Here is a 23,466-nt window from a genome sequence, read left to right as displayed (position 1 = left end):
CCATGAGCACACCCGACGCACCGCGCGCCAGTGTGTCCCGTGCCTCCGCGTCTGGTCCCACTGAGTCCCTGTGGCTGCGGATCCTGCTGCGTTGCCTCGCTGTCACGGGGGCGGCGCTGGTCATCACCACCGCCATCGCATTCGCGATGAACGGGGGGAGCGGGGCCGCGAGCGTGCTCTTCGGCTACGCCGTGGTGGCACTCTTCTTCGGGCTGAGCCTGCTCATCGGCCATTTCGTCGGTCGGTCGAATCCCAGCGGCGCCCTCGGAATCTTCATGGTCACTTACGCCATCAAGGTGGTCGGCTTTGCCGCTGTCCTGTTTTTTGTCGGTGTCCCCTCCTGGCTGGAACGCACCTGGTTTTTCGGTGCGGCCGTGGGAGCAGTAGTTCTTTGGCAGATTGTCGAGGTCACCGTTTTTGCCAAGGCGCGCCACCAGCTCTACAACGACTGTGACTCGACCGGGTCGTCCGGAACGCAGGCGGTTGATGGACGTGCGTAAAGGAGCCTCCAGCACCGGCTCGGGCTCGGGCGATGAGCGCCCAGAGGCTGACGCGCGCGGTCGCTACGGCGAAGCCGGGTACAACGATGGAATAGCTGTTTTCAGCTACATCATTGGCGGGATCATAGTCTGGAGTTTGATAGGCTGGGGGCTGGACAGTCTCCTGGGGACGCGTTGGATCGTGCTCGCAGGAGGCCTCTTGGGTGCAGTGGGCGGCTTTTATCTCTCCCACAAGCACAACCTCACCCGTTCCAACTCCTCCGGTCCTGGATCAACGCCGGAACGCAGGAGCGGTCCGGAGGAAGGTTCCCCTGAGTAATGTCCCATAACTTCATGCGTCGGAGCAGTAACGCTGTGCCCGATCCAACTCCGCCCAACGATGGACACTGCAGAGAGGAAACGCGTTGATCGCGCTTGCGCTCCCCGCTCAAACCACCACTGAAGAGGGCTTTGTCCCACCCACGATTGAAGAAGCGCACCCGCCGAACATTCTTCCCTGGAATAGTGAATATGGCGTTTGGTTCGCGCCAGGCTTCGGCAAGCAGATGCTGCTGGTCATCCTGTCGGTCATCCTCATCGGCGCATTTTTCTATATAGCCTCCCGCCGTGGTCAACTTGTTCCGGGCAAGATGCAGTTCCTCGGAGAAGCCGCGTACGGCTTCGTGCGTAACTCCATCGGCAAGGACATCATCGGCGGACGCGAGTACATGAAGTATGTGCCGTGGCTCTTCACCGCGTTCTTCTTTATCCTCGTGAACAACATCTTCGGTGCGGTCCCGCTGCTTCAAATCCCCACTTTCTCCCACCCTGGCAGCGCGTACGCGATCGCGGCCATCTTCTACATCCTCTGGATTGCCGTCGGCGTGAAGAAGCATGGCCTGCGCTACTTCAAGCTCGCCGTGGTTCCCTCCGGAGTGCCGTGGTACATCATGCCGCTGGTAGTTCCGATCGAGATCATTTCGAACTTCCTGGTTCGTCCGGTCACCCACTCCCTCCGTTTGTTCGCAACCATGCTGGCAGGTCACCTCATCGTGATGTTGGCCGGCAGCGCGATCGAATTCATGACCCTGTCCGGCAACATCCTCCTGCAGGGAACCGGAGTTTTGGTTCTTGGCGGCGCGGTTGCTATGTACATGCTCGAAGCTTTGATCATGGTTCTCCAGGCCTACGTTTTCACCCTGCTGGCCGCGATCTACATCGAGGGCGCCCTTCATGCGGACGCCCACTAATACCTAACAAAAGTCTTCCCCGCTGGGGATGATCCCAACCAACCTGCCGGCATAGCGCGGCATCTTGAAAGGAAAAAAATGGAAGGCAATCTGAACCTCGTAGGTTACGGTCTCTCCGCAATCGGCGGTGGTATCGGTGTGGGCCTCGTGTTCGCCGCGTACATCAACGGTGTTGCTCGTCAGCCGGAGGCGCAGCGTGTACTGCAGCCAATCGCATTCCTTGGCCTGGCACTGACCGAAGCCCTCGCAATCCTCGGTCTGGTCTTCGCCTTCGTTCTCTAGAAGAGTCGCTGGCTGACCAAACGGACTAGTGGTAGAAAGACGGGTGAAACAACATGGATAGCGCAGTCATACTTGCAGCTGAAAGTCCCCTCGCACCGAACCTATGGGAACTATTGGTTACGGTCGCAGGGTTCGCTGTACTGATGTACATCGTTATCAAGTTCGTCATGCCGGCGTTTGAGAAGACGTTTGCAGAGCGGACTGAAGCCATTGAGGGTGGCATCGCAAAGGCGGAGGCCGCACAGGCTGAGGCCAACGCGGCACGCGAGGAGTACAAGCAGCAGCTGGTCGACGCTCGCACCGAGGCGAATCGCATCCGCGAGGAAGCACGTGCTGAGGGCGCCCAGATCCTGGCTGAGCTCAAGGAGAAGGCAGTCGCCGAGGCGAACCGCATCTCCGCGCAGGCTGAGGCACAAATCGAGGCCGACCGTCAGGCAGCTGCTGTCTCACTGCGGGCTGACGTCGGAACCCTTGCCACTGACCTGGCCAGCCGGATCGTCGGCGAGTCCCTGGCCGATGACGCGCGCTCTGCACGCGTTGTCGACCGCTTCCTCGCTGACCTGGAGGCGCAGTCCGCTACCCAGAGCGCAGGTGCAGCCAAATAATGGCAGGCGTATCAAGCCAGTCCCTCACGGCGGCGCGGCAGGAACTTGAGCCTCGTCTCGGCACAGCATCGCTGACGCTGGCCGAGGAATTGTTCGGTGTGCTGGACACACTCGATTCGAACGCCGGGCTCCGCCGCGCCGTCACTGACCCGAATCGCGACGGCGAGCAGAAGGTTGCTTTGTCCACGCGGTTGTTCGCTGGACGGATTTCGCCGGAGGCGTCGGACATCGTTCGCGACCTCGTTGCCCGCCGCTGGGCCAAGCCCCGCGACATCGGTGACGCACTGGAAGCGCTCGCCGCAACCGTCGCTATTGCGGTGGCCGAAAACAGGGGACAGGGAATCCGAGGGCTCGAGGGACTTGAGAACGATCTCTTCTCATTCCTGAGCGTCGTTGGCTCGAACCACGATCTGCAGCGCGCATTGTCTGAACCCCAGGCAGAAGGATCAGCGAAAGTGGCCCTTGCGCTGAAGCTCGTTCCCTCGGCCGGAGATGAAGCCAGGCTTTTGATCCGTCAGGCGGTTCTGTCGCCGCGTGGCCTGCGGCCGTCGGCGTTGGCTGAACGCTTCATTGAGCTTGTTGCCCTGCGCCAGGAGCGCTGGATTGCTACCGTCAGCGTTACCCGTCCGCTGTCGGATGAGCAGCTGGCCCGGCTCCAGGCAGGGCTGAACGCGCTCTACGGGCGAGACCTCAAGGTCAATGTCAACGTGGACCCGTCCCTCGTGGGCGGCGTTCGCGTGAAGGTGGGAGACGAAGTGGTTGACGCCACGGCAGTAACCCGGCTGTCCGAACTCCGTCGAAAGATGGCCGTTTAGCTGCGGACAGGGCAACGCTGAAGCTCGCGGGCTTCGACTACAGACGAAAACAACACGGTCACCGCTTACCGGCGGTGGTCACAACACAGGAGAGCAGGGACTGCAGATGGCCGAATTGACCATCAACGCCGACGACGTCCGTAATGCGTTGAACGAGTTCGCGGCGTCCTACGAACCCGGAAACGCGGAGCGGGTCGAAGTTGGCCGCGTAACATCCGCAAGTGACGGCATCGCCAGGGTAGAGGGACTTCCCTCTGTCATGGCAAACGAGCTGCTGCGCTTCGAAGACGGCACGCTGGGCCTCGCCCAGAACCTCGACACCCGTGAAATCGGTGTCGTTGTCCTCGGTGACTACACCGGTATCGAAGAAGGTCAGGAAGTACACCGGACCGGAGAGATTCTCTCCGTTCCCGTTGGCGATGCCTTCCTTGGCCGCGTGGTTGACCCCCTCGGGCAGCCGATCGACGACCTCGGTGAGATTAAGGCAGAGGCGCGTCGTGCACTCGAGCTCCAGGCACCGGGCGTAACGGAGCGCAAGTCGGTGCACGAGCCGATGCAGACCGGCCTCAAGGCCATCGACGCCATGATCCCGATCGGCCGCGGACAGCGCCAGCTCATCATCGGTGACCGCCAGACCGGCAAGACGGCCATCGCGGTGGACACCATCATCAACCAGAAGGCCAACTGGGCATCCGGAGACGTGCAGAAGCAGGTCCGCTGCATCTACGTCGCCATCGGCCAGAAGGCTTCGACCATCGCGGCCGTTCGCCAGACGTTGGAGGACAAGGGCGCCCTGGAGTACACCACCATCGTGGCGTCCCCTGCCTCGGACCCCGCCGGCTTCAAATACCTTGCTCCCTACGCAGGTTCGGCCATCGGCCAGCACTGGATGTACGGCGGCAAGCACGTTCTGATCATCTTTGATGATCTCTCCAAGCAGGCAGAGGCCTACCGCGCGGTGTCCCTGCTGCTGCGCCGTCCGCCGGGACGCGAAGCCTACCCGGGCGATGTTTTTTACCTGCACTCCCGCCTGTTGGAGCGTTGTGCAAAGCTCTCGGACGAGTTGGGAGCGGGCTCGATGACAGGTCTTCCGCTGGTCGAAACCAAAGCGAACGACGTGTCGGCCTACATTCCGACAAACGTCATCTCCATTACTGATGGTCAGATCTTCCTTCAGTCAGACCTGTTCAACGCCAACCAGCGGCCCGCCGTTGATGTCGGTGTGTCCGTGTCCCGCGTGGGCGGTGCCGCGCAGGTGAAGGCAATGAAGAAGGTTTCGGGTACGTTGAAACTCGATCTCGCCCAGTACCGTGACATGCAGGCGTTCGCCATGTTCGCTTCGGACCTGGACGCTGCCTCCCGTCAGCAGCTGACCCGCGGGGCACGCCTCATGGAGTTGCTGAAGCAGGGCCAGTACGCGCCGTTCCCCATGGAGGAGCAGGTCGTTTCGATCTGGGCCGGCACCAATGGGTACCTTGACGATGTACCGGTTGAGGACATCCGCAAGTTCGAGTCCCAGTTCCTGGAGCACCTGCGCCACAAGTCCTCAGTGCTGACCACGCTGGCGCAGACCAATAAGCTCGAAGACTCCACTGTGGATGAGCTCAAGTCCCACATCACGGACTTCAAACAGGGGTTCTTCGGCGAAGGTCATGATGGTCTTGTCGCAGGCCACGAGGAACACAGCCCCCTCGATGAGGGCGCCGTGGACCAGGAAAAGATCGTCAAGCAGAAGCGCTAACGGCGCGGGCGTTCGCGCACCGCGCGCGAACGCCCGATGCCTGAACCGTGGTTCCTTTCGTGGGGACTACGAAGGAAAGGACAAGTATGGGAGCCCAGATCCGGGTCTACCGCCAGAAGATCGTGTCGACGACGTCGATGCGGAAGATCTTCAAGGCGATGGAACTGATCGCCACCTCTCGCATTGGCAAGGCACGCGCCCGCGTGTCGTCGTCACTGCCCTATGCCAATGCCATCACCCGTGCGGTTTCCGCTGTTGCGTCGCAGTCCGAGATTGATCACCCACTGACCACCGAGCCGGAGCAGATCCGGCGGGCGGCAGTGCTCATCATGACCTCGGACAGAGGCCTGGCGGGCTCCTACTCGGCCACTGTGCTGAAGCAGGCGGAAGCTCTCCTTGAGCTTCTCCGCGAGGAGGGTAAGGAAGTCAAGACCTATCTGATCGGCCGGAAAGCCCAGGCGTACTTTGATTTCCGCGGTCGTCCCTACGAGCAGGTCTGGACGGGCGGCACGGATGCGCCCGAGTTCGAGACCGCGCGTGAGGTTGGCGCCGTGCTTCTGGAGCAGTTCGGAACCGACTTCGAGGACGGTGGTGTTGACGAGATCCACGTCGTCTACACGCGTTTCCGTTCGATGGTCACCCAGGAACCGACGGTCATTCGTCTTCTGCCGCTTGAGGTTGTCGAAGAGGAAGCAGCGAGCGAGTCGGACATCCTTCCCCTGTACGAGTACGAGCCGGAACCCGAAAGAGTTCTTGATGCGCTGCTTCCGCGGTACATCGAGTCCCGGATCTTCGCAGCGCTGCTTCAGGCGGCTGCGAGCGAGCTCGCAGCACGCCAGCGTGCCATGAAGTCGGCGGGCGACAACGCGACCGAACTGATCAAAAAGTACACGCGCCTTCGCAACACCGCCCGCCAGGCGGAAATCACGCAGGAGCTTTCGGAGATCGTGGCAGGTGCGGACGCACTAAGCGCGTCCTGACCCCCCCGGCCTCCGCGGACCCCACGGGGTTCCCAACCGCACTACCATTAGCACCACGCCATCTACTGAATGAAGTGAGAGAGATGACTGCCCAGACTGTTGAGAACAGTACGGACTCAGTTGCCCCCGGCGCGACCGGCCGCATAGCCCGTGTCATCGGCCCGGTTGTCGACGTTGAGTTTCCGGCTGACGCCATTCCCGCCATCTACAATGCGCTGACCACCGAGGTGACCCTCAACGGTGAGACGCGCATGATCACCTTCGAGACCTCGCAGCATCTGGGCGACAATCTCGTGCGTGCGATCTCCCTGCAGGCGACCGACGGCCTGGTGCGCGGTACCACCGTTCAGGACACCGGCTCTGCCATTTCGGTTCCCGTCGGAGACGTCGTGAAGGGCCACATCTTCAACGTTCTGGGCAAGCCGCTCGACGTCGAGGAATCGCAGCTGGAGATCACCGAGCGCTGGCCAATCCACCGCAAGGCTCCCTCCTTCGCCTCGCTTGAGGGCTCCACCGAGATGCTTGAAACCGGAATCAAGAGCATTGACCTTCTTACCCCCTACATCAAGGGTGGAAAGATCGGTCTCTTCGGCGGTGCCGGAGTGGGCAAGACGGTGCTGATCCAGGAAATGATCACCCGAGTGGCACGCAACTTCGGTGGTACCTCGGTCTTCGCCGGCGTCGGTGAGCGTACCCGTGAAGGAAACGACCTCTGGGTCGAAATGGAAGAGGCCGGCGTCTTGAAGGACACCGCCCTTGTCTTCGGTCAGATGGATGAGCCGCCAGGCACGCGCCTGCGGGTTGCGCTGTCCGCACTCACCATGGCGGAATACTTCCGCGATGTCCAGAAGCAGGACGTGCTGCTCTTCATCGACAACATCTTCCGTTTCACCCAGGCAGGTTCCGAGGTGTCGACCCTGCTGGGCCGCATGCCGTCGGCCGTGGGCTACCAGCCCAACCTGGCAGATGAGATGGGCCTCCTCCAGGAGCGCATCACGTCCACCAAGGGCCACTCCATCACTTCGATGCAGGCCATTTACGTGCCGGCGGATGACTACACGGACCCGGCCCCGGCCACCACGTTCGCGCACCTCGATGCAACCACGGAACTGTCGCGTGAGATCGCTTCACGCGGTCTGTACCCGGCCATCGATCCGCTGACCTCCACGTCGCGGATCCTCGATCCGCAGTACATCGGTCACGATCACTACAACACCGCTGTGCGCGTCAAGCAGATCCTGCAGAAGAACAAGGAACTCCAGGACATCATCGCCATCCTCGGTGTCGATGAGCTGTCCGAAGAAGACAAGATTGTTGTTTCGCGCGCACGCCGCATCCAGCAGTTCCTGTCGCAGAACACCTACACGGCAAAGCAGTTCACCGGTGTCGAGGGCTCGACCGTGAGCATCAAGGACACGATCGAGGGCTTCAACGCCATCGCCAACGGCGATCTCGACCACATTGCCGAGCAGGCGTTCTTCAACATCGGCGGTCTTGACGACGTCGAGCGTCAGTGGGCACGGATTCAAGAGCAGAGCGGAAAGTAAGCTCCATGGCTGAACTCGAAGTCGAAATCGTCGCGGCGGACCACTTCGTGTGGTCCGGCGCGGCGACCATGGTCAAGGGCCGCACTGCTGACGGCGAGATCGGGATCCTTCCCGGACACTCTCCGGTGCTCGCGATCCTCGCAGAAGGAGAGCTCGCCATCCAGCCGGTCTCCGGCGAACGGCTCATCGTCGGCGTTGATGGCGGCTTCTTCTCCGTGGACAGCAACCGTGTGGTTATTGTTGCCGACAATGCCAGGATCGGCGGTTCAGTGACCGCAGACGCTAAGTAGCGTAAGGCCTGATGGACGGCATCGGTATCACGTTCATCTCGCTTGCTGCGCTCTTTGCCCTGCTGGTCTTCATGGTCGGTGCTTTTTGTCTGCGCCGCTTTCAGTTGCGCACCGCGCTGGGAACCTTCGACGCCTCCATCCGCCTCCCGAGCAAGGGCTGGCGGATGGGGGTTTGTCGTTATACAGACAAGCACCTTGAGTGGTTACGGCTGGTCTCGCTCAGCCCACGACCCCGTCAGCGGTACCTACGCAGCTCGCTCGAACTGAAAGGCTGGCGTCAGCCCACTGAGGTGGAAAAGGCCCGTATCCAGCCGGGGGCAATAGTGGTGACGCTGAGTTACGAGGGGACCGAGGTGCTTCTCGCGATGAAGTTCGACGTCTATGCCGGTTTGTCCTCCTGGTTGGAAGCAGGCCCGGTGATAGGCATCGGTACGTGGCGCTGATGTTCGTGCACGGCAGGGCAGCAGGAACCAGTTAAATAGTTTGGGCCCCCGCACAAGTGGGGGCCCAAACTATGTGCTTCAACTCGAGTTACAGCGCGGTGACGCCTGTAGCCTGGGGACCCTTGGCGCCCTGGCCGATCTCGAACTGTACTCGCTGATTTTCATCGAGGCTCCGGAATCCTCCGGTCTGGATCTCGGAGTAGTGAACAAAGACATCGCCCTCGGAGTCGTCCGGCGTGATGAAGCCGAAGCCCTTTTCAGCGTTGAACCACTTGACGGTTCCCTGTGCCATTTATATTTCTCCTCATAATGGAACATATTTCTGAATCGACACACTGTATGCCGACCGCGAGTTACTTCGCGTGAATTCCATCGAGGACAAGAACGACCCTGCACCTACGACAAGCTTCACGCTCGCAACCTGTCTTGCGAGCATGAAAACCACGTACACAAAGACTGAAATAAGCATCACATAGCCGTATGGGCTGGTCAACGGACATTCCGACGATTAAACCGATTGTTAAGCGGGAATTCGAATATCCGGATGCTCAGGATTGCGGTAAGCGGTTCAAACCGTCACCGCGGTCCCCCAGATCCGGACAGCGGTTAGAACAGGCGCGAATCCGCATCGTCAACACCGCGCATTGCATCATAGTCAAGTGTCAGGCAATCGATTCCCCGGTCTTGAGCCAGCACCCGCGCCTGGGGCTTGATCTGCTGTGCCGCGAAAATGCCTTTGACCGGAGCCATCAGCGGATTGCGGTTCAGTAGTTCGAGGTACCGGGTGAGTTGTTCGACACCGTCAATATCGCCACGGCGCTTCAGCTCAATGGCGACCGTGCGGCCCTCGCCGTCCCGGGCAAGAATATCCACCGGACCAATTGCGGTCATGTATTCGCGGCGGATGAGCGAGTAGCCGTCGCCGAGAAGGCTGATCTGCTCCGCGAGCAGCCGCTGCAGGTCTGCTTCGACGCCGTCCTTGATCAGGCCGGGGTCCACGCCGAGATCATGCGAACTTTCATGCAGTAGCTCATGGATGCTGATGACCAGGCGGTCATCGCTCTTGGCATGCTGGACGTTCCAGGTTTCGGTGACCCCCAGCTCGGCATCCTCGGCTGCCGGCTCGAGGATCCTCAGGGTGGCAGGCGGGCTCATCCAGTTCAGCGGCTTGTAGGAGCCGCCGTCGGAATGGACCAGAACCGAGCCGTCCGCCTTGACCATGAGCAGTCTGGTCGCGAGGGGAAGATGGGCGCGGAGGCGTCCGATGTAATCGACGGAGCAGCGGGCAATGACTAAACGCACCCTGTGCACACTACCCGCCCCAGGGCAGTTTCCCGTTCTCAGGGCGCCCGGTGCAGACTTGATCCATGCCCCGTTCGAACCAGCCGAGGAAGTCGCGCGCCCAGCCGCGCCGCAAGTGGTCCGAGGCGCCGGAGCTCGATCTGGAGCGGGCCAGGGCGGGCATTCCCACGAGGGAATCCGGTCGTGACGGCGTCTGGTCGGTGCGGCGAATCACCGAACAGAACGCTTCCAAGCACTATCTGTGCCCCGGCTGCCACCGGGACATTCCACCCGGCGTCGCCCATCTGGTGGCGTGGCAGGAAGACTCGCTGTTCGGAGCCGAGACTGCGCTGGCCGACCGGCGGCACTGGCATCTGGCGTGCTGGCGTACCCGCCGGTCGGGGTAAGTAGACTGGATCAGGTGACCAGCTCAGAGCCCGCGTACCAGTTTTCCGAAAGTTCCGAACCGGCCGAAATCAGGGCGGGTACGGTCTTGCCTGCTGACCGCCGAAATATCGAACTGACGACGGCGGATGGCAAGACGCTGGTGGGCGAGTTTGCCGCACCTGTGGGTAGGGTCCCGGCTGCAACGCTCGTGACTTTGCATCCCTTGCCGACAGCAGGCGGTTTCATGGACTCCCACGTCTACCGGAAGGCCTCATTTCGGTTACCGGCGCTGGCGGACATCGCGGTGCTCAGATTCAACACCCGGGGCACCTGCTCACCTCGGGGGTGCAGTGACGGGGAGTTCGACGGCGGCGGCCTGGAGCAGCATGACCTGCAGGCTGCGGTGCAGTGGGTCGTCAACGAGGGCCTGACCAACGTCTGGCTGGTCGGCTGGAGCTTCGGCACAGAGCTGTGCCTGAAATATGGGGCGAGGGAGCCGGTCGCCGAGTACATCGAGGGCGCCGTCCTGCTGTCTCCGCCGCTGCACAGGGCCACGGACGCAGATCTCGACTCCTGGGCGGAAGCGGAGCTGCCCCTGCATGTCCTCGTTCCCGAGCACGACGACTACCTTCAGCCGCCGGAGGCGGTTAGCCGCTTCGCCCGGGTGCCGCAGGCCCGGGTAACCGGGGTGGACGGCGCCAAGCACCTGTGGGTGGGGGAGAAGTACGTGAGCCGCGTACTGGAGGAGGTCGCCGCCGTCGTACTCGGTAAGCCTGGTGCCCTGGCAACAGAATGGAACGGACCCACGGCACGGGCTGACTAGCGCCTTCGGCAGCTGGACCTGCTGCTACTGATTGTCCTGGCGGGCGATGAAAACTTCCTTCAGAAGCAGCATCACACCGGCCGCGAGCGGAATGGCGATGAGCGCGCCGAGCACTCCGAGCAGGCTCCCGCCCGCGATCACCGCGATGACGGCGATCGCGCCGGGTACCGCCACCGCCTTCTGCATGATGCGCGGAGAGATGAAGTAGGCCTCCACCTGAAGATAGGCCACATACAGCACTGCGAACAGCGCAGCGGTCTGCCACCCGACGGTGAGTGCCACCAGACTGACGACGGCGGCGGCAATCACCGCGCCGACCAACGGTATGAAGGCCAGCATTGCCACCACGAATGCGAGCAGGACCGAGAATGGAACATCAGCAATGGTCATGAAGATGAAGGCGAAGGTCGCGTTCAGGAGGGCCACGCAGGCCTGGCCGATGACGTAGTTACCCACACTGCGTGTGATCTCCTCGGCGAGCCGCTCGACGCGGGGCCGGCGCGAGCGGGGAGCGAGCCGGTAGGCCCATTTCTTCATCGCCGGCAGCGAAGCGAGGAAATACAGCGTGAGCACCAGAATCACGAGAACGCCGAACAGGCTGTTGATGATGACCGTGCCCACGCCCAGAACGCCGCCGAAGATGCCGCCGACTGCCTCGGAGTTGGCGAAGAACCTGTTGATCTCCTCGGTTACGCGTTCCCGTACCTCGAACTGCTGGTCAATCGTCTGGAAGAAGTCCGACGCAAGGAACTCCCGCGCGTAACCGGGCGCACGCTCCACCAGCTGGGTGGTCTGCGAAACGATCGTCGGGATCAGGACGGCGAAGAAACCGACGATGATGCCGACAAGCATCACCAGGGCCAGCGTGATGCCGGCGGGGCGGGGTACGTTCCGGTTTTCGAGCCAACGAACGATGGGGTCCAGCCCGAGCGCGATGAAGAGCGCTGCGCCGATCCAGACAAGAAGCTGACCGACGTTGGTGATCATGAAGTAGGCCAGCAGCGCAAGCCCCGCGCCCACACTGGCCATGAAGCCGAAGTGGATTGGATGCTGGCGCATCGATCGCGGTGGTGGGCCACCGAACTTGAGGCGGTCGTCGCTGATGGCTACGGACTCGTCCACCGGGACATCCTCGCCGCGTTCGGGCGGGAACTCGAACCTGGGCCGGGGCTGCGCCATCGGCACCATATGCCGCAGGCGTGCCATGGCGAAACCCAGTCCCCGCCGGCGCACCTCGACGCGCGGTGCAGGTTCTTCCACGCGGGGAGCCTCCGGCGCGGAGTTCACTGATGACGCCGGGCGAGGCAGCGGCTCGCTGATCGGCACGTCCTCGGGTTCACTCACGTGTGTCCGCTTTCATTTGCGTGGTGGCGCGGGCAGCGCCGGATGCATGACTAGCGAAACAGTAACAGGAGCGGCGGGCCCTCCGCCGGAAACTCCTGGGCGGCGCCGCGCGTTGTCAAGGGGGTCCTCGCAGGCGTCGGCGGCCGACGGGTCCGCTGGGTGCATTTTCGTTACGATGGGATCTGGTCCGATTCTCGGGGTAATGCTCGGGCTTGACTCAATCCAACGTTAGGTTTCTCGCGTGCGCTTTCCTCTTGCTGCTCCGATCATGGTGATCGGTGCGTTGCTCGTCGTACTGGGTATCGGTCAGCTCACGTGGTGGGCACCGTCGGAGACGGTAACGGTCGGCGTCCCCGCAGACGTTCGCAGCGGTCCGGTCACAGTGATCGATGCCGGCGCCAAGGAGGCAGACGACGGCGAGATGGACATCACGGTCCAGTCGGAGGGCACGTTCACCCTTGCGGTCGGCAGGGCGTCCGACGTCGATGCCTGGGTGGCGGATGCAGCACACCTGACGGTCACGGGCGTAGGAGAGGATCAACTGCTCACCGAGTTTACGGAGGGCGTAGAGTCGGTTCCGAACCCTTCGGGGTCTGATCTGTGGACTAGCGAGGAGACCGCTGACGGTACTTTGACCCATCGTTGGCTGGACCCGGGGGAGGGTGAGTGGTCCATCCTGATCGCTGCTGACGGCGAAAATCCTGCGCCCACTGCTGTCTCAATCACCAGCCCCAACGACACGGCGACTCCCTGGGCGGTTCCGTTACTCATCCTCGGCGCTCTGCTGTTGGTTCTCGGGATCGCACTTGCCTTCATCAAGCCGCGCAAGACCCGGCGGGAACCGGCCACCGTCGGCTCCCGCGCCTACGCACGCCAGCAGGCGCACCGCCAAGGCCGTGGAACCGCCTTTTCTGCTCACCAGGTCCGTCCGTTGGCAGCACTGGGTCTGGCCGCCGCGCTTGGCTTGACCGGTACGGCCGTGGGTACTGCGTCGGAATCCGAATCTGCAACGCCGGGCGAGTCAACGCCGGGCGAGGAAGCGCCGGGCGAGGAAGCAACGCCGGCCGAGGAAGCAGAGGGTACGCAATACCCGGTTCTCCTCGAGAGCCAGCTGGACCGGATCCTCGCAACAGTAGCCACCTCCGTGACAGAGGCTGACGCTGCCGCGGACGCTACGCTGCTTGAGCAGCGTGTCGCAGGTGCCGCCGCAACTCTGCGAACCGCAAACTACTCCGTCCGTTCGCAGGCGGACGATGTGCCGGAACCCACGCCGGTAGCTGCGGATCCGGTACTCGCGAGCATGATCCCCACAGGAAATGACTGGCCGCGCACCGTCGTCGCGCTGACGCAGGGGGAGTCGAACCCGGTGCCGCAGGCCCTCGTGCTTGTCCAGGAGGATCCCCGGTCCAATTACAGGCTCACCTCCTCTATCCAGATGCTGCCGGGCACGACCTTCCCTACGGCGGGATCGCCGGAGGGGCTCCAGGAGATACCGGTCGACGGCGGAGAGGACCTCGTTGCCTCTCCTCAGGACGCGGTTGCTGCAATCGCCGATTATCTGACCAGTCCGGACGGCGGCAACGCGGGGACGTTCGAACCCAACTCCTTCGCGGACGCGATCACCTCTTTCCAATCCGACGTTGTAGCCGACGCCGGGAATGATTCGGCCGAGATCACTTTCACCCACGAGCCGGTTGCCGAGCACACCAGTGCTATCTCCACCGGTGACGGTGGAGCGATGGTATTCGGATACCTCGAGCACACTTACAGCAGCGTTCCGGAAGGCCCCGGCGACTCGATCGCACTGGAGGGAACGGTCTATGAGACGCTCACCGGCGAGGAGTCCACCGAGGAAGGCATCGACGTCCGGTATGGCGAAGCGGTGATGATGTACGTCCCGGCTGCAGGCAGCGAGAAGAAGATTACTGTGATCGGTGCTGCCCAGCAGCTCCTTTCCGCTGAACTGCGTTGACGACCGCCATTGCCATGGGCGTGAGTTGCCCATGGGTCCAGCCCCAGTAATAAGGTGAAAGCATGAGCATTCCGAATATCCCGGGCGGCCCCGCGCCATCGTCCATGAATTTGCGCGGCGCCGTCGATCTTTCCGCACTGAAGGCCCGAGCGCAGTCGGCTGGCGGAGCGGCCGGAAGCCAGGGCGGTCCCGCCGCTGAAGGCCCCGGTTCCGCAGATCCAGCGGCAGGCGGTAGCCCGTACATCGTCGACGTAACGGAGCAGGTTTTCCCGCAGCTGGTGCAGTTGTCTGCGCAGGTGCCGGTGATCGTTGCGATCAGCGCGTCCTGGAGCGAACATTCGGCGCAGGTCCTCTACGCCCTTGAGGCTATTGCAGTGGAACAGGCAGGCAGGATCCTGCTCGCGCGCGCGGACTTCGATTCGCAGCCGGGGATTGCGCAGGCCTTTCAGGTGCAGGGCGTCCCCACGGTCGTTGGCGTCCTCAAGGGGCAGCCCGTACCCCTGTTCGAAGGCCCGCTCGCGGAACCGCAGATCAGAACCTACGTGGACGAGCTGCTCAAGGTCGCACAGGCCAATGGCGTGAGTGGTTCGCTCAATGACTCTCCGGGCGAGGAGCCGACTTCCACCGGGGAGCCGGCCGAGGAGCCGTTGCCGCCGCTGCATCAGGAAGCGTTCGACGCCATCGAAGCAGGCGACTACGCAACAGCTGCCGCGGCCTATCGCAAGGCGCTTGCCGAGCAGCCGGCCGACACCGATGCAAAATCAGGGCTCGCCCAGGTGCAGCTCATGCAGCGGCTTCAGGACGCTGACGCCACCGCTGTTCGCGCGTCAGCCGCGGAGGCTCCCGATTCCCTCGAAGCGCAGCTCGCTGTTGCGGATCTTGACCTCTCGGGCGGACATGTCGAAGATGCGTTTGCTCGACTGACCACTTTCATCGCACGCAGTGCCGGTGGGGACCGGGAGTCCGCGCGGGTTCGCCTCCTTGAGTTGTTCGACATCGTCGGTCCTACTGACCCTAGGGTGAACAAGGCGCGGAGCGCACTGGCGAGGGCGCTGTTCTAATCGCCTGCTCCATCCTCGCCGTGCGTCCGTTTTTAGTCCTTTCGGATGACGAACAAGCGCCGACGCCGTTGTTAGCGTTGACGTATGACTTCCCATTCTCCTTCTGAGCCACCGCCTGCCCAGGAACCGCTCCAGCCGCCCGCCGGTGGCTCGACGTCGGCGGGCAGGCCCGCCCTGGTGCTGCGCGGACTTGCGAAGCGCTTCGGCGAGAAGGTTGCAGTCAACGGCATTGACCTTGATGTTCCGGCAGGCTCCTTCTACGGGCTCGTCGGACCGAACGGCGCCGGTAAGACCACAACGTTGTCGATGGCTACGGGACTGCTGCGCCCTGACTACGGGCAGGCATGGGTGCATGGCGTCGATGTGTGGGAAAGCCCGTTGGACGCCAAACGGCTGATGGGCATCCTGCCGGACGGCGTCCGGCTCTTCGACCGCCTGACCGGTGAACAGCTGGTCACCTACGCGGGCCTGCTTCGAGGGATGGACCGGGACGAGGTCGCTGGAAGAGTGGCAGACCTCCTGCGGGCGCTCGACCTCGCACAGGACGCAGGAACGCTTGTCGTGGACTACTCGGCAGGCATGACGAAGAAGATTGCGCTCGCGTCGGCACTTGTCCATGCACCAAGACTCCTCGTGCTCGATGAGCCGTTCGAGTCCGTCGATCCGGTCTCAGCGGCCAATATCCGGGACATCCTTGCTACTTACGTGGCTTCCGGCGGCACCGTCATCGTGTCGAGTCACGTCATGGACCTGGTTCAGCGGATGTGTGACCATGTGGCGGTTATCGCCTCCGGTACCGTGCTGGCGGCGGGGACGGTCGATGCTGTGCGCGGCGGCGCGAGCCTGGAGGACCGGTTCGTGGAGCTTGTCGGAGGCAGGAACACCGCGGAGGGGTTGTCGTGGTTGCGCACCTCCTGAAACTCAAGCTTCTACTCCTGCGCAATTCCCTTCGTCGCAGCACCTGGCAGTTGGTCGGCGTCGTTCTCGGTGGTCTCTACGGTCTTGGTCTGCTCGGACTGATCGTGGCGGGGCTGATCGTCCTCGGTACGCTCGACCTCGACCTGATGCGGACCGTCGCTGTGCTGGGCGGATCCGCCGCCGTTCTCGGCTGGCTGGTGATTCCTCTCGTTGCCTCCGGGGTGGACATGACGCTTGACCCGGCCCGGTTTGTCACGTTTGCAGTACCCATGCGCCAGCTCATGGCCGGCCTCGCCCTGGGCGGGGTGATAGGCATCCCCGGGATCGTGACCCTCGTTGCGTTCCTCACCCTGGCGCTGACCTGGATACGGTATCCGGCAGCAGCTGTTGCAGCGATAGTCTGCGCGCTTTGCGCTGTCCTGCTGTGTATCGTTGGTTCCCGCCTGATCACGACGGCGGGCACGGCGCTTTCCTCCTCGCGGCGCTTCAAGGACCTCAGTTCGACGGTTGCGATCATTCCGCTGATCCTTCTCGGTCCGATCTTCGCCGGGATCACTGCCGGCTTCCAGAACTCGCCGGAGTTCGCGGGGGAGCTTGCGGACATCCTCGCGTGGACGCCGCTCGGCGTGTTCGTTGCCGTTCCAGCCGACCTCGCTGCCGGGGATGCGCTGACTGCGGTGGCGCGTTTCTGCATCGGTATCGGAACCATCGCCGGGTTGGCCTACCTCTGGCACAAGAGCCTCAGCCATGCACTGGTTACGCCGCCCTATAACGCGGTCACCCGTAAAGGGGCGGGTAACCTCGGCCTGTTCGCACGCTTTCCCGGAACGCCGACCGGCGCGGTGGCAGCGCGGGCCTTCACCTACTGGATCCGCGACCCACGGTATGCGGCATCCGTCATCGTTGTGCCGCTGCTGCCGATTCTGCTCTGGTTCATCAGCCGAGATTCCGGTGACCTGTCCCTGCTCAACTATCTGGGCCCCATCACAGCGTTCCTGCTCGCCTGGTCCATTTCGGCTGACATCTCATATGACAACACGGCGTTCTGGCTACACCTTTCGGCGGGAATCAGCGGCACGGCCGACCGCGCGGGCCGGGTGCTCGCCCTGATGGTTTTCGCACTGCCCGTGGTGCTGGTTTTCACCATCGTTCCGCTCTGGTTGAGCGAATCGCTCGCGGATCTTCCCATGATGCTCGGGCTGAGCCTGGGAGCGCTGCTGACGGGAGCCGGCTTCTCCAGCGTTCTCTCGGCACGTTATACCTACAATGTTCCGCTTCCGGGAGAAAGCCCGTTCAAGACACCGCCCGGCACGGGATTCTCGATGCTGGCCATCCAGGCGATCGGCTGGGTGGTCCTGATGGTGCTTTTGCTGCCGGAAATCGCACTCGCAATCGCCTATCTTGTCACTGGGGCCGCAGTGCTCCGATGGTTGACACTACTCGCCGGAGTGGTGCTCGGGACGGCAGTGCTAATCGGAGGTGTCCGCCTTGGGGGAGCCTGGTATGACAAACGCGGACCGGAATTGTTACAGGCTGTCAGCGTCAACAAGTAGGCCGGGCGGGTGCCGGGTGCCGCGCAGTAGAATGGAAGAATGAGTATGCCTGCAGACCCGTTTGACGACAGCCCGCACGGAGCGCCGGGGGACTCCGGCACGTCCACAGCCACAATCGAACGCGAAGAACTGCGTGAAGAAGTTGAGCCCGGCGATCGTGAACGGTTCGCCCACTACGTACGCAAAGAGAAAATCATGGAATCCGCTCTCTCCGGCGAACCCGTGATTGCACTGTGCGGCAAGGTCTGGACCCCGGGCAGGGATCCTGAGAAGTTCCCGGTGTGCCCCGAATGCAAGGAAATTTATAACTCGATGCGGCCAGGGGACAAGTCCTAGCCACCTTTCCCATCCGTCCGCCGGGCATATCCCGGCGGACGTTCGCATGCTCGTGAGGAATCCATGTCACACCCTCAGGCTCTGCGCAGCGGGGCGATGTCGGCATCACTGCGGCCCCTGACAATCGGGGTCATCGCCATCATCACTTGTGCCGCTTTCGAGGCCATGGCGGTGGTGACGGCGATGCCCTCCGTCGCAGCGGAACTGAACGGCGCATCCAGTTACGGACTCGCGTTCTCCATGTATCTGACCGCCTCGCTGCTCGGCAGCGTCCTGGGCGGGATCTGGTGCGACCGGCGTGGACCCCGCCCTGCACTTGCCGTCGGCATGGGCCTCATGATCGCCGGTCTGGCGGTGTCCGGGAGCGCGCCGGCATTCTGGATCATGACTGCCGGACGCGCAGTGTCGGGCCTTGGCGGCGGCTTCATGATCGTTGCCGTCTACGTGATCATTGCCAAGGCTTATCCGCAGCGGATGCAGCCGGTGGTCTTCGGCTGGCTTGCGGCGGCGTGGGTCGTCCCTTCGCTGATCGGACCGTACGTTGCCGGTGTCCTCGCAGAGCAGGCGAGCTGGCGTTGGGTCTTCCTTGGTGTGGCGCCTGTCATCGTTGCAGCATTCCTCCTGGTCTGGCCGCGGACAGAACGGCTCAAAGTGGCAGGTTCGCCGGAGCCGCTGGACAGGGCTGCACGCAGGAATGCGGGAACTGGATTACTGCTGGCGGGCGGCGTTTTTGCGGCGCAGTTCGCACTGACCAAAATCGCCTCTGACGGATTCGCCGATCCTGTTGCTGCCTGGCTCCTGGTGATGTTGGGCGTCGCGGGGCTGGCGGCCGCGGCCGTTTCCTTCCCCCGCTTGCTGCCGGCCGGCACGGTCCGGCTGGCACCGGGTCTTCCGAGCGTCATCGCAACCCGCGGGCTGATGACCGTCGCCTTCTTCGGCGCGGAGGCGTTTGTTCCACTGATGTTGGTCTCCGCTCGAGGCCTCAGCGCCTCCACCGCGGGTCTGGCGTTGAGCGCTGCGGCGATCGGCTGGAGCGCGGGCTCCTTCGTGCAGGCCAAGGTGAGTTTCCGCCGTCAATGGCTGCTCGTGATCGGTGCCTCGCTGCTGTCCGTGTGTATCGGCGGCCTTGCGCTGGCCGTAGCTGCCGAGGTGCCCTTCTGGGTGCTCGTTTTGGTGTGGAGCGCTGCCGGCTTTGCCATGGGGCTTACGTTGTCCAGCACATCGGTGCTTGTCCTGAAGCTCTCTGCACCGCAGGAGCAGGGCCGCAACTCGGCGGCTCTGCAGCTCTCCGACCAGCTTGGCGGAGTAGTCGGAACAGCCGGCGCAGGCGGCCTTTTCGCGCTCCTGAGGGACCCGGAAGCGCCGGGCCAGATACCGGTGTTTGTTGCAATCTGGCTGGCTCTGTGCGTGTTCGCGGTAGTCGGTATAGTGGCCGGGTTGAGGGCTGCGCGAGGTGAATCGGAGCACCTCCCAGCAACAACCCACACAGGAAAGGTGCCGTCCCAAGAGTGAGCAATAACGCACTGTTCGGCGCCGGTCCGGCACTTCCGCCCGCGTACCCGGAACGCGCTGCCTGGGGCACTGCACCCAAGTTGCGGCAGTGGCAGGAAGAGGCGCTCGCAAAGTACTTCGCCAACTCACCACAGGATTTCCTTGCTGTGGCTACTCCCGGAGCCGGTAAAACCACGTTCGCGCTCCGGGTGGCTACCGAGTTGGTGGAACGGCGCGTCGTAAACCGAATCGTCGTTGTTGCTCCCACCGACCACCTCAAGCGCCAATGGTCTGACGCCGCCGCCAAGGTTGGCCTGTCGATCGACCCGAACTTCCGCAACGCTGACGGCCGGCACGGCGAGGGCTTCATCGGCGTCGCCGTGACCTACGCCCAGGTCGCAAGCAAGCCCATGTTGCACCGGGCCAAGACCGAAGCGGCGAAGACGCTGGTCATCCTCGATGAGATTCATCACGGCGGCGACGCACTGTCATGGGGTGACGGTATCCGCGAGGCATTTGAGCCGGCAACGCGTCGGCTCGCCCTCACGGGAACCCCGTTCCGTTCAGACACAGCGGCCATCCCGTTTGTTGAGTACGCCGAAGACGCCGACGGCATCCGCCGTTCACGGTCGGACTACACGTATGGGTACGGTGACGCGCTGCGGGACCACGTAGTCCGTCCGGTGATCTTTATGGCCTACTCCGGACAGATGCGCTGGCGGACCAGCGCGGGAGAAGAAATGGCCGCTTCCCTGGGTGAGGCGGCCGTCACCAAGGACATCACGGCCCAGGCCTGGCGGACGGCCCTCAATCCCAACGGCGAGTGGATCCCTGCAGTGCTGGCGGCGGCCGACCGACGCCTCACAGAGGTCCGCCGCGCTGTTCCTGACGCGGGCGGCCTGGTGATCGCCACCGATCACGATGATGCACGCGCCTACGCCGGGCAGTTGAAGAAGATCACGGGCGAATCCCCCACGGTTATTCTGTCCGATGATGCCAAGGCGTCCGGAAAGATCGAAGACTTCTCTGCCGGTGAGACGCGCTGGATGGTCGCTGTCCGCATGGTGTCCGAAGGCGTGGACGTTCCGCGCTTGGCCGTGGGTGTGTATGCCACCTCCACGGCGACGCCCCTGTTTTTCGCCCAGGCAGTCGGCCGGTATGTCCGTGCCCGACGGCGCGGGGAGACCGCGTCGGTTTTCCTGCCGTCAGTGCCCAACCTCATGGCGCTGGCAAATCAGCTCGAAGTAGAGCGGGATCACGCACTGGACCGTCCGGACAACAACGAGGACGGCTTCGCGCCGGAGGAAGCGCTGATGGAGGCTGCCAACCGTGAGGAGAAAGCCTCCGGTGAGCTGACCAAGCAGAAGTTCGAAGCCCTCGAATCCCAGGCTTCGTTTGACCGGGTGCTGTTCGACGGCGGAGAGTTCGGCACCGGCGGCGAGATGGGCAGCGAGGAGGAACTGGACTTCCTCGGCATCCCGGGCCTGCTCGATGCGGATCAGGTGGGCGTCCTGCTGCGGCAGCGCCAACAGGAGCAGCAATCACGACGACGGCGCCCCGTTGCCGCGCACGAGCCCGCGGTCCCCGAGGTGATGGACCACCGCCAGCTCACAGAGCTGCGCGGTCAGCTCGCCAAGAATGTCTCGGCGTGGTCCGCTCGTTCCGGAATGCCCCACGGGGTGGTGCACTCGGAACTCCGCAAGGCGTGCGGAGGCCCGGCCGTGGCGCAGGCAAACGAGGAACAGCTGCAGCGGCGGCTCAAGAAGCTGCAGGACTGGTTCATCGGCCGCACGTGAGACGTACACTGACCGACGTGCACTGACCGACGTGCACTGACTTAATCGCACTGACCGGTTGTATCAGTCGAGAAGCTCGACCCCGGCGTCCTCAAGCTCCGCAAGAACCTCACTGAGGCGCTCGGCGTGGACAGGCCGTGTGTAATCCACGAGGAGTCGCGTGGTGTACCCCGCCACGACAGCATCGAGCGCTGTGGCCCGTACACAGTAGTCCGCGGCCAGACCGGCGACCGCCACTTCGTCCACCTCGTTCTCGCGCAGCCAGTCGTCCAGTGAGACGGCGTCATCCGCGGCGGCCGGGACGGCTGCATCCATCTTCCGCTCGCCGGTAGGTACCTGGTCTTCAGGCGCAAGGACGCCTTCGAACCCCGAGTACGCCGCCTCGTACTGACCCTTGCGGAAGACGGCGTCAAGGCTCTCGGTGTCCAGATCGGGATGGAACTGTGCGCCGGGCTGGTCTGCAACGCAGTGCACAGGCCATGAGTCCACGAAGTCAGGCTGATCGGAGAAGTGCGAACCAGGATCGATATGCCAGTCCTGGGTGGCAACGATGTAGTCGTAGTGGAAACTTTGCGCGTCGATGTAGTCGCTGAGTGCCTGGGCCACGCCCGCACCGCCCTCTACGGCAAGCGAGCCGCCCTCACAGAAATCGTTCTGTACGTCGACGATGATCAGTGCGCGTGTCATGTGGACTCCTCGTATTCGGTCGGAATGGCAGGCTCACCGCGCTGCAGTCGCATCACGGAGCCGGGCAGCTCCGTCATGGACTGGCGGTGGCGTTCGACGGCGCGCTGCACGCCCTCCGGTCCTGTCCACCCGGGGAGCACCTCGCCGTCTGCCACGAACTGGTGCAGCAGCGTGCGGTCATTGCCGTCGTCGTAAGGGTGGCTGCCGATGCCAAGGACTTCGGCGACCGCCCTGCCGGACTCATTGAGGCGTCGCAGCGCATACTTGCGGCCGCCTACTGACGTTTTGTTCTTGGCCGCCTTCGCCACGGAGACGAAAGCGCCGTCGTCGTCGGTCCGGCTGACCAGCTTGTACACCATGCCGGCGGTCGGTGCGCCCGAGCCGGTGACGAGGGACGTGCCCACACCGTAGCTGTCTACGGGAGCGGAGGCGAGCAGCCCGATCGCGTACTCATCAAGGTCCGATGTCACCACAATGCGCGTCTGGTGGTTCCCCAGGTCATCGAGCAGCTGCCGCACCCAGCGGGCCTGCTCCACGAGATCACCGGAATCCAGGCGCACTGCGCCCAGGTCCGGCCCACCGGCGGCGACGGCGTTACGGACGCCCTGTTCGACGTCGTACGTGTCGACGAGGAGTGACGTGCCCTTTCCGAGGGCAGCCACCTGTGCCGCGAAGGCCTCGGGCTCCGAATCGTGTAGCAGCGTGAAGGAGTGCGCTGCGGTACCGACGGTGCGCAGGCCGTAACGGCGTCCCGCCTCGAGATTGGAGGTGGTGGCGAAACCACCGATGATGGCTGCGCGGGCGGCTGCCACCGCCGACTCCTCCTGCGTGCGCCGCGAACCCATCTCAATGCACGGGCGGGACCCGGCTGCTCCGGTCATACGGGATGCGGCGGAGGCGATGGCGCTGTCATGGTTGAGTACCGAGAGCAGATAGGTCTCGAGGATGCAGGCCTCAGCGAACGTGCCCTCCACGATGAGGATGGGGGAGGAGGGGAAGTATGCCTCGCCCTCGGCGTACCCCCAAATGTTCCCGGTGAAGCGGAAATCGGCCAGCCAGGCCAATGTAGTGTCATCGACGACTCCGGCAGCGCGGAGAGCGTCCAGTTGCTCCTGCCCGAAGCGAAAGTGCGCCAGGCCCTCCAACAGGCGCCCGGTTCCTGCCACGACACCGTAGCGGCGGCCCTCGGGCAGCCTCCGGGTGAAGACTTCAAAGACCGATCTGCGATGCGCGGCCCCCGAGTGGAGGGAGGCCTGCAGCATTGTCAGCTCGTAGTGGTCCGTGTAGAGCGCGGAATTGGGGTGCTGCCAGGTTCGATGTGGGCTCACAGGAAAACTCTAGCCCCGTTCGCGCTCCGGGTGGCTCGAAGAGCGCAGCGCAGGCAG

General features: G+C 63.4%; 25 protein-coding genes. 20 read left to right on the top strand and 5 right to left on the bottom strand.

Going from position 1 to position 23,466, the window contains the following annotated elements:
* The first annotated feature begins 2 nt into the window (after positions 1 to 2).
* The 11 genes from ACZ2GY_RS10635 to ACZ2GY_RS10585 all read left to right on the top strand — a co-directional run bounded on the left by ACZ2GY_RS10635 (position 3) and on the right by ACZ2GY_RS10585 (position 8,432).
* Complete coding sequence (locus ACZ2GY_RS10635) at positions 3 to 500, top strand: hypothetical protein (RefSeq protein WP_277358609.1); 498 nt, start codon at positions 3 to 5, stop codon at positions 498 to 500.
* Positions 487 to 819: a hypothetical protein gene (locus tag ACZ2GY_RS10630; RefSeq protein ID WP_404800719.1), complete on the top strand. Its 333-nt coding sequence runs from the start codon at positions 487 to 489 to the stop codon at positions 817 to 819. Before ACZ2GY_RS10635 ends, ACZ2GY_RS10630 begins: the two co-directional genes overlap by 14 nt.
* Positions 820 to 904: 85 nt before the next feature.
* On the top strand, positions 905 to 1,729 hold the full coding sequence (atpB, locus tag ACZ2GY_RS10625) for a F0F1 ATP synthase subunit A (protein WP_277358607.1): 825 nt from the start codon (positions 905 to 907) through the stop codon (positions 1,727 to 1,729).
* 78 nt (positions 1,730 to 1,807) lie between these two features.
* On the top strand, positions 1,808 to 2,011 hold the full coding sequence (gene atpE, locus ACZ2GY_RS10620) for an ATP synthase F0 subunit C (protein ID WP_009356484.1): 204 nt from the start codon (positions 1,808 to 1,810) through the stop codon (positions 2,009 to 2,011).
* A 53-nt stretch (positions 2,012 to 2,064) separates the two neighbouring features.
* The gene (locus ACZ2GY_RS10615; RefSeq protein ID WP_204531172.1) at positions 2,065 to 2,616 is read left to right on the top strand and encodes a F0F1 ATP synthase subunit B; all 552 of its coding nucleotides are present in this window, start codon (positions 2,065 to 2,067) and stop codon (positions 2,614 to 2,616) included.
* Positions 2,616 to 3,431, top strand: a complete 816-nt coding sequence (locus tag ACZ2GY_RS10610; protein WP_471671844.1) for a F0F1 ATP synthase subunit delta — start codon at positions 2,616 to 2,618, stop codon at positions 3,429 to 3,431. The genes ACZ2GY_RS10615 and ACZ2GY_RS10610 overlap by 1 nt, the downstream gene beginning before the upstream one ends.
* A gap of 106 nt (positions 3,432 to 3,537) precedes the next feature.
* Positions 3,538 to 5,172, top strand: coding sequence for a F0F1 ATP synthase subunit alpha (gene atpA / locus ACZ2GY_RS10605; protein WP_471671843.1), 1,635 nt, complete (start codon positions 3,538 to 3,540; stop codon positions 5,170 to 5,172).
* A gap of 86 nt (positions 5,173 to 5,258) precedes the next feature.
* Complete coding sequence (locus ACZ2GY_RS10600) at positions 5,259 to 6,152, top strand: F0F1 ATP synthase subunit gamma (protein ID WP_056548101.1); 894 nt, start codon at positions 5,259 to 5,261, stop codon at positions 6,150 to 6,152.
* Positions 6,153 to 6,235: 83 nt separating this feature from the next.
* Positions 6,236 to 7,699, top strand: coding sequence for a F0F1 ATP synthase subunit beta (gene atpD / locus ACZ2GY_RS10595; protein WP_277358605.1), 1,464 nt, complete (start codon positions 6,236 to 6,238; stop codon positions 7,697 to 7,699).
* Positions 7,700 to 7,704: 5 nt separating this feature from the next.
* Positions 7,705 to 7,989, top strand: a complete 285-nt coding sequence (locus ACZ2GY_RS10590; RefSeq protein ID WP_056548103.1) for a F0F1 ATP synthase subunit epsilon — start codon at positions 7,705 to 7,707, stop codon at positions 7,987 to 7,989.
* A gap of 11 nt (positions 7,990 to 8,000) precedes the next feature.
* The gene (locus ACZ2GY_RS10585) at positions 8,001 to 8,432 is read left to right on the top strand and encodes a DUF2550 domain-containing protein (protein ID WP_277358604.1); all 432 of its coding nucleotides are present in this window, start codon (positions 8,001 to 8,003) and stop codon (positions 8,430 to 8,432) included.
* 88 nt (positions 8,433 to 8,520) lie between these two features.
* Here the strand turns inward: ACZ2GY_RS10585 and ACZ2GY_RS10580 are convergent, their stop codons facing one another.
* Positions 8,521 to 8,724 (bottom strand): cold-shock protein, encoded by a 204-nt coding sequence (locus ACZ2GY_RS10580; RefSeq protein WP_056548105.1) that lies wholly within the window; start codon positions 8,722 to 8,724, stop codon positions 8,521 to 8,523.
* Positions 8,725 to 9,038: 314 nt separating this feature from the next.
* Complete coding sequence (nucS, locus tag ACZ2GY_RS10575) at positions 9,039 to 9,734, bottom strand: endonuclease NucS (RefSeq protein WP_056548106.1); 696 nt, start codon at positions 9,732 to 9,734, stop codon at positions 9,039 to 9,041.
* A 65-nt stretch (positions 9,735 to 9,799) separates the two neighbouring features.
* Here nucS and ACZ2GY_RS10570 point away from each other — a divergent pair, with 65 nt between their 5' ends.
* Positions 9,800 to 10,120, top strand: coding sequence for a hypothetical protein (locus ACZ2GY_RS10570; protein WP_277358602.1), 321 nt, complete (start codon positions 9,800 to 9,802; stop codon positions 10,118 to 10,120).
* Between the two features lie 14 nt (positions 10,121 to 10,134).
* Positions 10,135 to 10,923 (top strand): alpha/beta hydrolase, encoded by a 789-nt coding sequence (locus tag ACZ2GY_RS10565; RefSeq protein ID WP_277358601.1) that lies wholly within the window; start codon positions 10,135 to 10,137, stop codon positions 10,921 to 10,923.
* Between the two features lie 24 nt (positions 10,924 to 10,947).
* Here ACZ2GY_RS10565 and ACZ2GY_RS10560 read toward each other — a convergent pair whose 3' ends face one another.
* Positions 10,948 to 12,267 carry an AI-2E family transporter gene (locus ACZ2GY_RS10560; protein WP_471671841.1) on the bottom strand — a complete coding sequence of 440 codons (1,320 nt, stop codon included), beginning with the start codon at positions 12,265 to 12,267 and terminating at the stop codon, positions 10,948 to 10,950.
* Positions 12,268 to 12,508: 241 nt separating this feature from the next.
* Here ACZ2GY_RS10560 and ACZ2GY_RS10555 point away from each other — a divergent pair, with 241 nt between their 5' ends.
* The 7 genes from ACZ2GY_RS10555 (at position 12,509) to ACZ2GY_RS10525 (ending at position 21,394) form a co-directional block, all read left to right on the top strand.
* Positions 12,509 to 14,239, top strand: coding sequence for a DUF8094 domain-containing protein (locus ACZ2GY_RS10555; RefSeq protein ID WP_471671840.1), 1,731 nt, complete (start codon positions 12,509 to 12,511; stop codon positions 14,237 to 14,239).
* Positions 14,240 to 14,301: 62 nt separating this feature from the next.
* On the top strand, positions 14,302 to 15,300 hold the full coding sequence (locus ACZ2GY_RS10550) for a co-chaperone YbbN (protein WP_471671839.1): 999 nt from the start codon (positions 14,302 to 14,304) through the stop codon (positions 15,298 to 15,300).
* An 84-nt stretch (positions 15,301 to 15,384) separates the two neighbouring features.
* Positions 15,385 to 16,218 (top strand): ABC transporter ATP-binding protein, encoded by an 834-nt coding sequence (locus ACZ2GY_RS10545; protein ID WP_277358598.1) that lies wholly within the window; start codon positions 15,385 to 15,387, stop codon positions 16,216 to 16,218.
* The gene (locus ACZ2GY_RS10540; protein ID WP_471671838.1) at positions 16,200 to 17,771 is read left to right on the top strand and encodes an ABC transporter permease family protein; all 1,572 of its coding nucleotides are present in this window, start codon (positions 16,200 to 16,202) and stop codon (positions 17,769 to 17,771) included. Before ACZ2GY_RS10545 ends, ACZ2GY_RS10540 begins: the two co-directional genes overlap by 19 nt.
* 39 nt (positions 17,772 to 17,810) lie before the next feature.
* On the top strand, positions 17,811 to 18,107 hold the full coding sequence (locus ACZ2GY_RS10535; protein WP_277358596.1) for a DUF3039 domain-containing protein: 297 nt from the start codon (positions 17,811 to 17,813) through the stop codon (positions 18,105 to 18,107).
* Positions 18,108 to 18,170: 63 nt separating this feature from the next.
* Complete coding sequence (locus tag ACZ2GY_RS10530) at positions 18,171 to 19,619, top strand: MFS transporter (RefSeq protein ID WP_471671837.1); 1,449 nt, start codon at positions 18,171 to 18,173, stop codon at positions 19,617 to 19,619.
* Positions 19,616 to 21,394 carry a DEAD/DEAH box helicase gene (locus tag ACZ2GY_RS10525; protein WP_471671836.1) on the top strand — a complete coding sequence of 593 codons (1,779 nt, stop codon included), beginning with the start codon at positions 19,616 to 19,618 and terminating at the stop codon, positions 21,392 to 21,394. The genes ACZ2GY_RS10530 and ACZ2GY_RS10525 overlap by 4 nt, the downstream gene beginning before the upstream one ends.
* A gap of 63 nt (positions 21,395 to 21,457) precedes the next feature.
* On the opposite strand, the gene ACZ2GY_RS10520 is transcribed toward ACZ2GY_RS10525, so the two are convergent.
* Both ACZ2GY_RS10520 and ACZ2GY_RS10515 read right to left on the bottom strand, forming a co-directional pair.
* Complete coding sequence (locus tag ACZ2GY_RS10520) at positions 21,458 to 22,081, bottom strand: nicotinamidase (RefSeq protein WP_471671835.1); 624 nt, start codon at positions 22,079 to 22,081, stop codon at positions 21,458 to 21,460.
* Positions 22,078 to 23,343, bottom strand: coding sequence for a nicotinate phosphoribosyltransferase (locus ACZ2GY_RS10515; RefSeq protein ID WP_235563267.1), 1,266 nt, complete (start codon positions 23,341 to 23,343; stop codon positions 22,078 to 22,080). Before ACZ2GY_RS10515 ends, ACZ2GY_RS10520 begins: the two co-directional genes overlap by 4 nt.
* Between the last annotated feature and the right edge of the window lie 123 nt (positions 23,344 to 23,466).

Source organism: Arthrobacter sp. KKT183 (assembly GCF_055657625.1).
The sequence above is the reverse complement of the archived record's forward strand: the minus strand, read 5'-3'. Positions and strand labels throughout refer to the sequence as shown.